This window comes from Sphingomonas sp. TDK1 (assembly GCF_001650735.1).
Taxonomy (GTDB): domain Bacteria; phylum Pseudomonadota; class Alphaproteobacteria; order Sphingomonadales; family Sphingomonadaceae; genus Sphingomonas.
The window spans coordinates 46,666-58,814 of the sequence record NZ_LXVY01000019.1 but is presented as its reverse complement, the minus strand read 5'-3'; the positions used below and the strand labels follow the sequence as shown (position 1 = coordinate 58,814).

13 protein-coding genes and 2 pseudogenes are annotated in these 12,149 nt (G+C 67.3%); 13 read left to right on the top strand and 2 right to left on the bottom strand.

Annotated elements, in window-relative coordinates; translation table 11 throughout:
• The 11 genes and pseudogenes from A7X12_RS11775 to A7X12_RS11730 all read left to right on the top strand — a co-directional run.
• Window positions 1-479 (top strand): annotated as a pseudogene (locus A7X12_RS11775) (integrase core domain-containing protein); the annotation flags it as partial.
• 54 nt (window positions 480-533) lie between these two features.
• A complete protein-coding gene (locus A7X12_RS26265) occupies window positions 534-761 on the top strand; it encodes an Rrf2 family transcriptional regulator (RefSeq protein WP_232318483.1) in 228 nt (75 codons plus the stop codon).
• Window positions 762-778: 17 nt separating this feature from the next.
• Window positions 779-979, top strand: coding sequence for an Rrf2 family transcriptional regulator (locus A7X12_RS26260; RefSeq protein ID WP_232318482.1), 201 nt, complete (start codon window positions 779-781; stop codon window positions 977-979).
• 138 nt (window positions 980-1,117) lie between these two features.
• Window positions 1,118-2,515 (top strand): chromate efflux transporter, encoded by a 1,398-nt coding sequence (gene chrA, locus A7X12_RS11765; RefSeq protein WP_064311826.1) that lies wholly within the window; start codon window positions 1,118-1,120, stop codon window positions 2,513-2,515.
• A 185-nt stretch (window positions 2,516-2,700) separates the two neighbouring features.
• Window positions 2,701-2,901 (top strand): hypothetical protein, encoded by a 201-nt coding sequence (locus A7X12_RS11760; protein ID WP_064311825.1) that lies wholly within the window; start codon window positions 2,701-2,703, stop codon window positions 2,899-2,901.
• A gap of 302 nt (window positions 2,902-3,203) precedes the next feature.
• Window positions 3,204-4,121 carry a serine O-acetyltransferase EpsC gene (epsC, locus tag A7X12_RS11755; protein WP_064311824.1) on the top strand — a complete coding sequence of 306 codons (918 nt, stop codon included), beginning with the start codon at window positions 3,204-3,206 and terminating at the stop codon, window positions 4,119-4,121.
• On the top strand, window positions 4,118-5,035 hold the full coding sequence (locus A7X12_RS11750) for an ATP-grasp domain-containing protein (protein WP_064311823.1): 918 nt from the start codon (window positions 4,118-4,120) through the stop codon (window positions 5,033-5,035). The genes epsC and A7X12_RS11750 overlap by 4 nt, the downstream gene beginning before the upstream one ends.
• Window positions 5,032-6,045, top strand: coding sequence for an LLM class flavin-dependent oxidoreductase (locus A7X12_RS11745; protein ID WP_064311822.1), 1,014 nt, complete (start codon window positions 5,032-5,034; stop codon window positions 6,043-6,045). The genes A7X12_RS11750 and A7X12_RS11745 overlap by 4 nt, the downstream gene beginning before the upstream one ends.
• Window positions 6,042-7,010 (top strand): methionine ABC transporter ATP-binding protein, encoded by a 969-nt coding sequence (locus A7X12_RS11740; RefSeq protein ID WP_064311821.1) that lies wholly within the window; start codon window positions 6,042-6,044, stop codon window positions 7,008-7,010. Before A7X12_RS11745 ends, A7X12_RS11740 begins: the two co-directional genes overlap by 4 nt.
• Window positions 7,007-7,672, top strand: coding sequence for a methionine ABC transporter permease (locus A7X12_RS11735; RefSeq protein ID WP_064311820.1), 666 nt, complete (start codon window positions 7,007-7,009; stop codon window positions 7,670-7,672). The genes A7X12_RS11740 and A7X12_RS11735 overlap by 4 nt, the downstream gene beginning before the upstream one ends.
• An 8-nt stretch (window positions 7,673-7,680) precedes the next feature.
• Window positions 7,681-8,478, top strand: coding sequence for a MetQ/NlpA family ABC transporter substrate-binding protein (locus A7X12_RS11730; RefSeq protein ID WP_064311819.1), 798 nt, complete (start codon window positions 7,681-7,683; stop codon window positions 8,476-8,478).
• A 21-nt stretch (window positions 8,479-8,499) separates the two neighbouring features.
• Here A7X12_RS11730 and A7X12_RS11725 read toward each other — a convergent pair whose 3' ends face one another.
• Together A7X12_RS11725 and A7X12_RS11720 are read right to left on the bottom strand one after the other, a co-directional pair.
• The gene (locus tag A7X12_RS11725) at window positions 8,500-9,216 is read right to left on the bottom strand and encodes a DOPA 4,5-dioxygenase family protein (protein WP_064311818.1); all 717 of its coding nucleotides are present in this window, start codon (window positions 9,214-9,216) and stop codon (window positions 8,500-8,502) included.
• Window positions 9,217-9,251: 35 nt separating this feature from the next.
• Complete coding sequence (locus A7X12_RS11720; RefSeq protein ID WP_064311817.1) at window positions 9,252-9,770, bottom strand: thioredoxin family protein; 519 nt, start codon at window positions 9,768-9,770, stop codon at window positions 9,252-9,254.
• Between the two features lie 239 nt (window positions 9,771-10,009).
• On the opposite strand from A7X12_RS11720, the pseudogene A7X12_RS11715 reads away from it, so the two are divergent.
• Together A7X12_RS11715 and A7X12_RS11710 are read left to right on the top strand one after the other, a co-directional pair.
• A pseudogene (locus A7X12_RS11715) lies at window positions 10,010-10,342 on the top strand (transposase); the annotation flags it as partial.
• Window positions 10,343-10,730: 388 nt separating this feature from the next.
• Window positions 10,731-12,140 carry an ISNCY family transposase gene (locus A7X12_RS11710; protein WP_064311815.1) on the top strand — a complete coding sequence of 470 codons (1,410 nt, stop codon included), beginning with the start codon at window positions 10,731-10,733 and terminating at the stop codon, window positions 12,138-12,140.
• Window positions 12,141-12,149: the final 9 nt, after the last annotated feature.

Here is a 12,149-nt window from a genome sequence, read left to right as displayed (position 1 = left end):
AGCAGGTGAAGCAGGTGAAGCTTAACCTGTGCCTGATGGGCGACACCGGCATCTCCGGCGTGCGGGTTGCCCGGGAGTGGGACACGCTGGTGCGACTCTACGGCCAACCGACTTGCAACGTCAGTGACAACGGGACCTAGTTCACCAGCGGGGCAATCCTGAAGTGCGCCAGCGAGAACCAGGTCGCGTGGCATTATATCGATCCCGGCAAGCCGCAGCAGAATGCCTTCGTCGAATCGTTCGATGGGTCGCTGCGCGACGAACGCCTGAACCAGCAACTGGTCGACAGCTTGGCTGACGCCCGACGCAAGCTGGCGGACTGGCGCTACGACTACAACAACGTCAGGCCGCACTCGTCGCTGCAGAACCAAATACCGGCACAAGCGCGCCGGGCGTTCTTTCAGAATGGAAGCGTCACCCCCGGCGCGCTTGTGCCGGCGAGCATGCCAGAATATCAAACCAGCGGACTCTCATTATGATCGCGGGACCGATGGGGGGCAGGTCAGCCTCGGAGATAAACCATCGAGGGCCCCATGCTTTCCCAACGCGCGCGTTATACCGTCAAGGCGATGCTGAACATCGCCCGCACGCCCGAGAGCGCCAGCCAGGTGCGCAGTATCTCCGACGAGGAAGGCATTCCGCGACGCTTCCTCGAAGTCATCATGGTCGACCTCCGGCGCGCCGGCCTGATGGAGAGCGCGCGGGGGGAAGACGGGAGGCTATCGCCTGGCACGTCCGGCCGGCCTGATCTCGTTCGCTGAAATCCTCCGCACCATCGATGGTGCCGCTTGCGCTACTGCCCTGCGCCAGCCGAAACTTCTATGCGCGCTGCGCGGACTGTACGGATACGGTTCGCTGTGCGCTCAGTCTCGTCCTGGCCGAGGCACGCGACCGAATGGCCAGCGTGCTGGAAGGCACGACCCTGGCCGACGCGAACGCGCTGGATCGGCGCTTCCAGCTGCTGCGCAAGGTTGCGTGAGATCCAGGTTCCGGGTCGAGGAGATGCGTGGCGTCGCTCTCCCCACCGAAGCCCCAATTTAATTCCTATTAATGTGTAGGTTTATGGCATAGTGCGGGACTGGTTCTCGCACCAGCCCGCGCGCGCAAAGGGGTCGGCATGGCCACCGCGTCACAGGACGTCCCGCTCCGCCCACGACCCGAGCAGGTCACGCTCCGCCAGGCCTTCTGGGTCTGGCTGCGGATCGCCCTGCTGTCGTTCGGCGGCCCCGCCGGCCAGATCGCGGTGATGCACCGCATCCTGGTGGAGGAGAAGCGCTGGATCGGCGAGCAGCGATTCCTCCACGCCCTCAACTATTGCATGCTGCTGCCCGGGCCCGAGGCCCAGCAACTCGCCACCTATATCGGCTGGCTGATGCACCGCACCAAGGGCGGGATCGTCGCCGGGGTGCTGTTCGTCCTGCCCGGCGCGGCGGCGATCATGGCGCTGAGCTGGATCTACGTCCTTTACGGACAGGTCGGCACCGTGTCGGCGCTGTTCTTCGGCCTCAAGGCGGCGGTACTGGCGGTGGTCCTCCAGGCTGTGGTGCGAATCGGCAGCCGGGCATTGCGCAGCGGACCCGCCCGGCTCCTGGCCGCCGCCGCGTTCGTCCTGATCTTCTTCGCCGGCGTTCCCTTCCCTGCCATCATCCTCGGCGCCGGGATCCTCGGCTGGTGGTCGGCGCGGCGAGGCAGCACCGCCTTTCGCGCCGGCGGGCACGGCGGCGCCAAGGGCATGATCGTCGCCGATGCCGATACGCTGCTCGGCGAGGAATTGCCGAATCATGCGCATCCGCGCTGGTGGGAGACGCTGCGCACGGCGCTGGTCTGGCTGGCGCTGTGGCTCGCGCCGGTCGCCGCGCTGGTTGGGGTGCTGGGACCAGAGAACGTGTTCAGCCGGATCGCGACCTTCTTCTCGACGATGGCGACGGTGACGTTCGGTGGCGCCTATGCAGTGCTCGCCTATGTCGCGCAGCAGGCGGTCCAGGGCTATGGCTGGCTCGATCCCAAGGAAATGCTCGACGGCCTCGGCATGGCGGAGACGACGCCGGGGCCGCTGATCATGGTGCTCCAGTTCGTCGGCTTCCTGGGCGCCTATCGCGACGCCGGCGGGCTGTCGCCGCTGCTGGCCGGCACGCTCGGCGGCCTGCTCGCGACCTGGGTAACGTTCGTGCCCTGCTTCCTGTGGATCTTCCTCGGCGCACCGTTCATCGAACGGCTGCGCGGCAACGCCGCGGTCGCCGGCGCGCTGTCGGCGATCACGGCGGCGGTCGTTGGCGTCGTGCTCAATCTGGCGATCTGGTTCGCGCTGCACACGCTGTTTCGCGCGACGATCCCGGTTGGCGCAGGGCCCATCCGCTTCGACGCACCCGTGCTGCACAGCATCGATCCGGCGGCACTGCTGCTGGCGCTTGCCGCCGCCTATGCGATCTTCAGGATGCGCGCCGGCGTGGTCACGACGTTGCTGGCGACAGCGACCGCCGGCCTGGTGCTGCACGGGCTGGGTGCGATCAGCTAAGCTCGGCGCCGCCGGCCATCGGTCAGCGAGGCCCATGGCGTGTCAATGCCAGCTTTCACCGACCCGCATTTTTTATCCTACCAATCGTGTAGGAAATACGCCATCGTTACGGCTGTGATCGGAACCGAGGCAGGGGCAGCGATAGGGCGTGCCCGGGGGATCGGCCGACACCTGGAGATTCATCGATGAAGAAGTTCGTTACCATTTCGCTGATCGCCGCAACGGCGCTCGGGCTCGCCGCATGCAACAAGTCGGCGGGCGATAATGGCGCGACCAACGTCGAAGTCGCCAACGAAGCTAATGTCACGGACGCGCTCGCCAATAGCGAGGCGACCAACGAAGCGGCACCGGCGGGCAATGTAACGGGCAACGCTACGGCACAGTAAGGATACCGCGAAGCAATGCTGCGGATCCACCAATCGCACGCACGCCTGTAGCTCCCTAGGCTAGGCGCTCCTCGGGTCCGGTGCTGCCACACCGGACCCGTTTCCTGTTACAGGCCGCCGCCGACCGTCAAGATCTTCACCCCAGCGGCACCGGCCAGCGTCATCGAGCGGGATACGCGGCACAAAAGAAAAACTAGGGGGGGCCTTCTCTCAGCCAGCTTGCGGAATGCAATCCTATCGTTGCACTAGGGATTGGCCGCGGCGCAATTGCGCGACGGCGGCGACGTAAGGAAGGAGAGGCCATGGCGCCGGTCGACATCCATCGCGGGCTCGATCCCGTCATCGACGCGCTGCAGGCGGCGCGGCTCGAATGGCGCGCGGCCTATGCCCGCCATGCTGAGCACGGCATCCAGTTCCCCTCGCGGCGCGCGCTCGCCAAGATCCTGCGCCAGCTCGGTGCTGCGCTGTTCCCGCTGCGGCTGGGGCCACCCGAGCTGACCGCCTCCAACGAGAATGCCTGGGTGGCGGCGACGCTCGAATCCACGCTGTCGCAGCTCGGCGCGCAGGTCGCGCTCGAGCTGCGGATCGCCACGCCCGGCATCACCGCGCAGGACGAGGGGCTGGAGGCCGAGCGGATCGTAGGCGAACTGGCGGCGGCCCTGCCCGAACTGCGCCGGCAGCTCGACGCCGATGTCGAGGCCGGGTTCGCGAGCGACCCCGCCGCGCGCAGCGTCGACGAGGTGCTGCTCTCCTATCCCTCGCTGGGGGCGATCATCCACCACCGGATCGCGCACCGGCTGCACCTGGCGGGCGCGCCGCTGGTCGCGCGGGTGATCGCACAGGTCGCCCATGCCGATACCGGCGTCGACATCCACCCCGCCGCACAGATCGGCCGCAGCTTCTTCCTCGATCACGGCACCGGCATCGTCATCGGCGAGACTGCCGTGATCGGCGACCGGGTGCGGCTCTACCAGGGCGTGACGCTGGGCGGCGATCCGCAGGCGATCGGCACGCGCGCCGCATCCTCGGGCCAGCGTCGCCACCCCGCGATCGAGGACGATGTCGCGATCTTCCCCGGCGCGGTCCTGCTGGGGCCGATCACCATCGGTGCGCGTTCGCAGGTCGGCGGCAATGTCTGGCTGCGCCGTGACGTGCCGCCCGACAGCGTCGTCGAAGCCTCCGAACCGGCCGTCCGGCCGCAGCTTTCAGGACCCCAATGACCGATCTTGCCCTGCTCTACGAACACCCCGCCTGGTTCCAGCCGCTGTTCGCGGCGCTGGACCGGCGCGGCATCGGCTATCTGGCGCTCCATGCCGATGGCCATGCCTATGATCCGGCCGACAGCACGCCCCCTGCCCCACTGGTGTTCAACCGCATCGCCATGTCGAGCTTCCTGCGCCAGCGGGAGCATCCGATCTTCTACACCCAGGCGCTGATGGCGCATTGGGCGGACGCCGGTGCGCGCGTGCTCAACGGCGCGGAGACGCTGGCCGTCGATGCTTCCAAGGCCCGGCAATTGTCGCTGATCGCCAGGCTCGGCCTCGCCATCCCCGCGACTCGCGTCGTCCACCGTGCCGCCGACCTGCCCGCTGCTGCCGCCGACTTGCGCTTCCCGATCGTGGTGAAGGCGAATATCGGCGGCTCGGGCGCGGGCATCATCCGCTATGACGATGCCGCCAGCCTCGCCGAAGCCATCGCCGCCGGGACGGTGCCCGACAGCATCGATCGCGTGCTGCTGGTGCAGGAGTATGTCCCCGTCCGCGGCGGCAAGATCACCCGCATCGAAACGCTGGGCGGCCGCTTCCTCTACGCGATCGACGTAGATGGCGGCGGCAGCTTCGACCTCTGCCCGGCGGATGTCTGCCTCGCCACCCCCGGCAAGCCCGCGATCACGCTCACCGAGGCCCGGCCCGATGCCGCGCTGATCGAGGCTGCCGAGGCCATCGCGCAGGCGGCCAAGCTCGACATCGGCGGAATCGAGGTGATGATCGACGATCGCGACGGCACGCCGCGCTTCTACGACATCAATGCGCTGTCCAACTTCGTCGCCAACCCGCTCGACATCCTCGGCTGGGATCCGCACGAACGGCTGGTCGACTGGCTCGAAGCGCAGCTTGCGGCGGTGCGCGCATGAGGTACGGCTATTGGATGCCGGTGTTCGGCGGCTGGCTGCGCAACGTCGTCGACGAGCAGATGGAAGCGAGCTGGGACTATGCCCGCGACCTCGCGATCCGCGCCGAGCAGATCGGCTATGACCTCACCCTGATCGCCGAACTGAACCTCAACGACATCAAGGGCGTGACCGAACCCGCGCTCGATGCCTGGTCGACCGCGGCGGCGATCGCGGCGGTGACGCGCACGCAGGAGATCATGGTCGCGGTGCGGCCGAACTTCCACCAGCCGGCGCTGTTCGCCAAGGCGGCGGCGAATATCGACCGGATCTCGGGCGGACGGCTGTCGCTCAACGTCGTCTCCTCCTGGTGGGCCGACGAAGCGCGCCAATATGGCCTGCAGTTCGACCAGCATGACGATCGCTATGCCCGCACCAGCGAGTGGCTGGACGTGGTGAAGGGGCTTTGGCGCGAGGAGCGGTTCAGCTTCGAGGGCCAGTTCTACCGCACCGATAAGGCGATCTGCGCCCCCAAGCCGCTCCACGCGCCCATCCTTTATGCCGGCGGCGAGAGCGAGGCAGCGAAGACGATGATCGCCGGGCGCTGCGACGCCTATGTGATGCACGGCGATCCCGTATCGGCGATCGCACCCAAGATCGCCGACATGCGCGCCCGCCGCGCCGATGCCGGCGGCGCGCCCATGACCTTCGGCATGGCCGCCTATGCGATCGTCCGCGACAGCGAGGCCGAGGCGCAGCGCGAGCTGGCCCGGATCACCGACGTCCAGGCGCTGCCCGCCGGCTATGCCAATTTCGACCAGTGGCTGTCGGGCACCCAGCTCGAGCGCGAACTCAAGATCCAGGAATATTCGGTGTCGAACCGGGGCCTCCGCCCCAATCTGGTCGGCACGCCCGAGCAGCTGCGCGAACGGATCGCCGAATATGAAGCGGCGGGGCTCGACCTGCTGCTCCTCCAGATGAGCCCGCAAAAGGAAGAGATGGAACGCTTTGCCGCGCAGGTGATCGCCGCATGATGCGCCTGGAGAATGTCCATAAGCAATACGCCGCCGGTCGCGCCGCGTTGGCCGAGGTGGATCTGGAGATCGCCCGCGGCGAGGTGTTCGGCATCATCGGCCGCTCGGGGGCGGGCAAGTCGACATTGGTGCGGCTGCTCAACGGCCTCGAACGGCCGAGCGGCGGCCGGGTACTGCTCGACGGCACCGACCTCGCCACGCTCGACGGCGCCGGGCTGCGCGCGCTGCGCCGCCGGGTGGGGATGATCTTCCAGAATTTCGGGCTGCTCAGCGCCCGCACGGTGTTCGACAATGTCGCGCTGCCGCTCCGCATCGCCGGCGCCGACGCCGCGACGATCCGGGCGCGGGTGCCGGAGCTGCTCGCCCGCGTCGGCCTTGCCGACTATGGCGCGCGCTACCCTGCCCAGCTGTCGGGCGGCCAGAAGCAGCGCGTCGGCATCGCCCGCGCCCTCGCGACCGGGCCGGACATCCTGCTGTGCGACGAAGCGACCAGCGCGCTCGACCCCGAGACGACGCGCAGCATCCTCGCGCTGATCGCCGATCTCAACCGCGAGCTTGGCCTCACCATCGTGCTGATCACCCATGAGATGGAGGTGGTGCGCCAGGTGTGCGACCGCGTCGCGGTGCTCCATGCCGGGCGGCTGGTCGAGCGCGGCGCGGTGGCGGACATCTTCCTCGCCCCCGGCACCGCCGAGACCCGCGCGCTGCTCCACGAGGACGAGGCGGCGGCGGCACCGATCCCCTTCGACGGCCCCGTCCTGCGCCTGACGCTCCGCGGCGATGCGGTGGCGGCGCCCGTGCTCAGCCGCATCGCGCGCGAGACCGGCACCGATGTCGCGATCCTCGACGGCCGCGTCGGCCAGTTCAAGGACGAGCGCTTCAGCCAGCTGACCCTCGGCCTGTCCGGCGGCGACACCAAGGCGGCGCTCGCCGCGCTCCACGGCCTGGGGGCGGTGGCGGCATGAGCGGGTTCTTCGCGCATGTCGACTGGGCGGAGATCGTCCAGGCGACGCTCGACACGCTGGTCATGCTCGGCGGATCGCTGCTGCTCACCCTGCTGATCGGGCTGCCGCTCGGCGTGCTGCTGTTCCTTACCGGGCCGGGCGGGCCGTGGCGGAGCCGGGTGGCGAACGGCGCGCTGGCGCTGCTGGTCAATCTGCTGCGCTCGGTGCCGTTCATCATCCTGCTGATCGTGATGATCCCGCTCACCGTGTTGCTCGTCGGCACCTCGCTCGGCGTTGCCGGCGCGATCCCGCCGCTGGTGGTTGGCGCGGCGCCCTTCTTCGCCCGCCTGGTCGAGACGGCGCTCCGCGAAGTCGACCGCAACACGATCGAGGCGGTGCAGGCGATGGGCGCCACCACCCGTGACCTGGTCTTCCGCGCGCTGCTGCCCGAGGCGCTGCCCGGCATCGTCGCAGGCGCGACGGTAACCGCGATCGCACTGGTCTCGTTCACCGCGATGGCAGGCGTGGTCGGCGCCGGCGGGCTCGGCGATCTCGCCATCCGCTTCGGCTATCAGCGGTTCCAGACCGACGTGATGCTCGTCACCGTCGCGCTGCTGCTCGCGCTCGTCCAGCTTCTCCAGATGGCGGGCGATGCGCTCGTTCGCCGCTTCACCCGCAAATAGGATCGCCCATGCACCGTCGCCTGTTCCTGTCGCTCGCCACCGCGCTTTCGCTCGCCGGATGCGGCAATGCCGCCAAGCCCGCCGACCCGAACACGCTCAGCGTCGCCGCCACCGCGGTGCCGCACGCCGAGATCCTCGATTTCATCAAGCCGACGCTCGCGAAACAGGGCCTCAAGCTCGATGTCCGCGTGTTCAACGATTACGTCCAGCCCAACGTCCAGGTCGCCGAAGGGCGGATCGACGTGAACTATTTCCAGACCGGCCCCTATCTCGCCGAGTTCAACAAGGCCAAGGGCACGCACCTCGTCACCATCGCGGGCGTGCATGTCGAGCCGTTCGGCGCCTATTCGCGGCGCTGGAAGTCGCTGGACGCGCTGCCCAGGGGCGCGACGGTCGCGATCCCCAACGAGCCGAGCAACAGCGGCCGCGCGCTGCAGTTGCTCGCCCGCGAGCATCTGATCACGCTACGCGACCCGAAGAACGTCACCGCCACGCCCAAGGACATCGAGAGCAACCCGCGCGGGCTGGTGTTCCGCGAGCTAGAGGCGGCGACGCTGCCGCGCGTGCTGGGTCAGGTCGACCTCGCGCTGATCAACACCAACTATGCGCTCGACGCCAAGCTGAACCCCACCCGCGACGCGCTGGCGATCGAGGACAAGAACAGCCCCTACGTCAATTTCGTGGTGGGGCCGGAAAGCGCCAAGAACGATCCGCGCGTGCAGAAGCTTGTCGCGGCGCTGCGCAGCTCCGAGGTGAAGGCGTTCATCGCCAAGAAATATGACGGCGCCGTCGTCCCGGCCTTCTGACCGGGACGACGGGCCGAAGGATCAGACCTCCAGCGGCAGGGTCGGGCGGATATTGGGATAGATCCGCTCGACCGGCTCCGCGCCGGGCTCGCCGGCCTTCTTCCAGTTGAAGGCGTTGACCGGCTGCGAGCGGTTCACCCACAACGTGTAATAGAGATGGTCCGCCCGGGGATCGTCGGTGTTCGGATGCAGCAGGATGGTCAGCCCCAGGCTGTTGAGCTGCAGCCACGGGACCACCACCGGCAGCAGATCGTTGGTGAAACCGAAATAGAAGGACGGCGTCACGTGCGGCCCGCGCGGCGTGCGGTTCCAGTTGCCAAGCTCCACCGGAAACCGCTCGATCACCCATTGGCGCAGCCGCGCGGCCTTGGGGTAATTGTCCTCATCGAAATAGATATGCGCGTGATAGCTCTTCACCGCCGTGTAGGGCCGCGGACGCTCGGGCAGGCCGTCGCCGCCTTCGGGACGGATGCTCGGCGGGCGGGTCGCCGGCTCGAGCGCCGTCTTCTCGCCCCAAGGGCTCTTGCCCACGTCGCGCGGCGGCAGGACCGGACGGAAGTTCGGATCGCCCAGCGGCGCCTGGCTCTGCGCCTCCGCCACCCCGGCACCCAACCCGCTGGCGGCGATCCCCGCCGCCGCAAGCGTCGAGCCGGTGATCAGCCCGCGCCGCGTCGGCGACAGCAGGTCGGCCCAGGCCTGATCCTCGGCGCTGTTCGGAACGATGGATTCTTCGTGCATGCTTCCCCCCGGAAACGGTTGGCCTGAAGGGCGCATCAGCGTGTCCACTGTGCCAGCCAGTCGGCCAGCGCCTGCGGCGTGAGACTGCGGGCATCGGCCAGCGCCGAAACACGGCCGCCGTTCAGCAGCTTGTCGGTCTTCGGATCGATCACGAGCAACGCGGGCACGCCTTCCGGCCGCGACCCGACACCGTAGCGGACCGGGATCGCAAGGTTGCGATCGAACCGGCCGATGTCGACGGTCACCAGTTCATAGTGGCGCTCGACCCAAGGCTTGAGCTTGGGCAGCTCGATCGTCCCGGCGAGCAGACGGCAATCCAGGCACCAGTTGCCACCGAGGTCGATCAGCAGCAGCTTGTGCCCCTTGAGCGCCCGCGCCTTGGCCGCCTTCACCGCCGCCTCGGCATCGGCCTTGTCGTCATAGGGCAGCGGCAGCGGCTTGGGCAGTGCCTCAAAGCTGGCGACACCCACTGCCGGGGCGCGATCCGGCGGCGGCGCAGCTGCGGGCCGCGCGAGGACGCATGCGAACAGTGCGGCGGTAATGGAAAATTGCATATTGCCCCCTTTTGGCGCGCGACACGCGCGACGTATCGAGAGGCAAACTCCCATTCTTCTAGTGGGATTTGAACATATAAAAACTGCGCCCGCCTACTAGAGCATCTTCACGATGGGCGGAATCGCGAGGGATTCCCTTTTCGGTGGCCGTGTGATTCATAGCCGTCCGTCACGACGGAGGCGGCGATGGGTTGGCGATCTGGGCAGAGTTACTCGCAGGATTTGCGCGATTGATGGATGGCGATGCCTTCCGGGTCTATGTCCGCGACGTCCTGGCCCCCACGCTCCGGCGCGGCGATGTCGTGGTGCTCGACAATCTGCCCGCCCACAAGGTCGCCGGCATCCGCGAGGCGATCACCGCCCGGCGCGCCCAGCTCTTCTACCTGCCTCCCTACAGCCCCGACATGAACCCGATCGAGATGGCCTTCGCCAAGCTCAAGGCGCTCCTGCGCCAGCAGCCAGCGCGAACCGTCGATGCTCTTGTCGAGCGCATCGGCGAACTGCTTGATCGCTTCCCGCCCTGCGAATGTGCCAACTTCTTCCAGGCCGCTGGATATCAACGGTCAATGTGAAATTGCTCTAGGGGATAAGTTAAGGAAAACAGGCATAAAAAAACCGCCTCAGGATGTCCTGAAGCGGTTTGGTATGTGTGCGTTTGGTTGCGGGGGCAGGATCTTTTCAAAGATCAGCGCACCTTATAAGCACTTGACTTATAGTGGTAAACGTCAGCTCATCGGACGTGGCACCCCCGATTATACCCCAAGTTTTCTTGAAATCGATATATCGCCCGCGACGCGCGACGAGCTGCGCGGGTAAACATAACTAAGCTTTTCGTTCGCGAAAAAATTTCAAATTGTAAGCGCAACGTACAAATGTCACTCTCCCGCCAGATAGAGATGTCACAATCTCTGGTCGGCGCCTTCCGAGTGGCATGCCGCCCGAGCAATTGGGGGCACGCTGATGACGGTGGTCGCGATGAGCCGGAGCGAGTTGTCACGGTACGAAACGCTGCAGCGGGTCGAGCGCTGCGAGATCACCGCAAGCGAGGCTGGCGAGCTGCTCAGGCTATGCCGGCGCCAGGTGTACCGGCTGCTCGACCGGTTCCGCGCTGACGGCGCCGCTGGCCTGATATCCCGGAAGCGCGGTCGGCCGAGCAACCGCCGGTTGAGCGAAACCTTCCGCAACCAGATCCTCGGCATCGTCCGTGAGCGCTATGCTGATTTCGGCCCGACGCTGGCGGCTGAATACCTGGCCGAGCGCCACGGCATCACACTCTCGCACGAGACGCTGCGGCAGCTAATGATCGGCGCCGGCCTGTGGAAAGCCAAGGCCGCCAAGCGCGCCAGGCTCCATCAGACCCGCAACCGGCGCGAGCGCCGCGGCGAGCTTATTCAGGTCGACGGTTCGGACCATGACTGGTTCGAGGGCCGCGGCCCACGCTGCAGCCTGCTGGTCTATATCGACGATGCCACCAGCGAACTGATGCACCTGGAGATGGCCGAGGCGGAGACCGCCCTCTCCTACATGCAGGCCACGCGCACCTATCTGGAGCGGCACGGCAAGCCGATCGCCTTCTACTCGGACAAGCACAGCGTGTTCCGCAACAACCGCGCCGCCGCCGACAGCGACGGGATGACGCATCTCGGCCGCGCACTGGATGCGCTGGATATCGAGATCATCTGCGCTAACTCGCCGCAGGCGAAGGGCCGGGTCGAGCGCGCCAACAGCACGCTGCAGGACAGGCTGGTCAAGGCGATGCGGCTCGAGGGCATCTCCAGCATTGCGGAAGCCAACCGCTTCCTCCCCTCGTACCTCGCCCAGCACAATGCCCGCTTCGCGTGCGTGCCGGCGGATCCGCGCGACGCCCATCGGCCTCTCGCCCCGCACGAGAATGTGGAAGCCGAGATGGTCTGGCGCGTCGAGCGCTCCGTCACCGGCGCCTTGGCGCTGCATTACAACAAGGCAATGTTCATCCTGGAGCCGACGCCGCTGGCGCGGACGCTCGCCCGCAAGCGCGTCCACGTATGCGAATTTCCCGACGGCCGCATCGAGGTACGGCACGGCGAAGTGGTCCTGCCCTATCGCGTCTACGACAAGATGCAGCGGGTCAACCAGGCCGAGATCGTCGAGAACAAGCGTCTCGGCGCTGCGCTCGCCATGGCGCAGGCGCTGCAGGCGGCGAGACCGCATCACCGCAAGCGGAACACCAGCGAGCCGGTGCGCAGTTCGAAGTCGGTGGGCGTGTTCGCGTCCCCTCCCCCTCCCCCTGCGCAACCGAAGATCGACCCCAGGACGCTATGCACGCCGAAGCTCAAGCGCGTTCGGCCTACCGCGGAACTGTGCCCATCTGGCGTGCATCGGGGCTCGTAGCTGACGGAA

Coding starts and splice junctions, on each gene's coding strand:
- A7X12_RS11720 (WP_064311817.1), bottom strand. CDS start 9,770: ATGCAATTTTCCATTACCGCCGCACTGTTCGCATGCGTCCTCGCGCGG.
- A7X12_RS11725 (WP_064311818.1), bottom strand. CDS start 9,216: ATGCACGAAGAATCCATCGTTCCGAACAGCGCCGAGGATCAGGCCTGG.
- A7X12_RS11710 (WP_064311815.1), top strand. CDS start 10,731: ATGACGGTGGTCGCGATGAGCCGGAGCGAGTTGTCACGGTACGAAACG.
- A7X12_RS11735 (WP_064311820.1), top strand. CDS start 7,007: ATGAGCGGGTTCTTCGCGCATGTCGACTGGGCGGAGATCGTCCAGGCG.
- A7X12_RS11740 (WP_064311821.1), top strand. CDS start 6,042: ATGATGCGCCTGGAGAATGTCCATAAGCAATACGCCGCCGGTCGCGCC.
- A7X12_RS11745 (WP_064311822.1), top strand. CDS start 5,032: ATGAGGTACGGCTATTGGATGCCGGTGTTCGGCGGCTGGCTGCGCAAC.
- A7X12_RS11750 (WP_064311823.1), top strand. CDS start 4,118: ATGACCGATCTTGCCCTGCTCTACGAACACCCCGCCTGGTTCCAGCCG.
- A7X12_RS11730 (WP_064311819.1), top strand. CDS start 7,681: ATGCACCGTCGCCTGTTCCTGTCGCTCGCCACCGCGCTTTCGCTCGCC.
- chrA (WP_064311826.1), top strand. CDS start 1,118: ATGGCCACCGCGTCACAGGACGTCCCGCTCCGCCCACGACCCGAGCAG.
- A7X12_RS11760 (WP_064311825.1), top strand. CDS start 2,701: ATGAAGAAGTTCGTTACCATTTCGCTGATCGCCGCAACGGCGCTCGGG.
- A7X12_RS26265 (WP_232318483.1), top strand. CDS start 534: ATGCTTTCCCAACGCGCGCGTTATACCGTCAAGGCGATGCTGAACATC.
- A7X12_RS26260 (WP_232318482.1), top strand. CDS start 779: ATGGTGCCGCTTGCGCTACTGCCCTGCGCCAGCCGAAACTTCTATGCG.
- epsC (WP_064311824.1), top strand. CDS start 3,204: ATGGCGCCGGTCGACATCCATCGCGGGCTCGATCCCGTCATCGACGCG.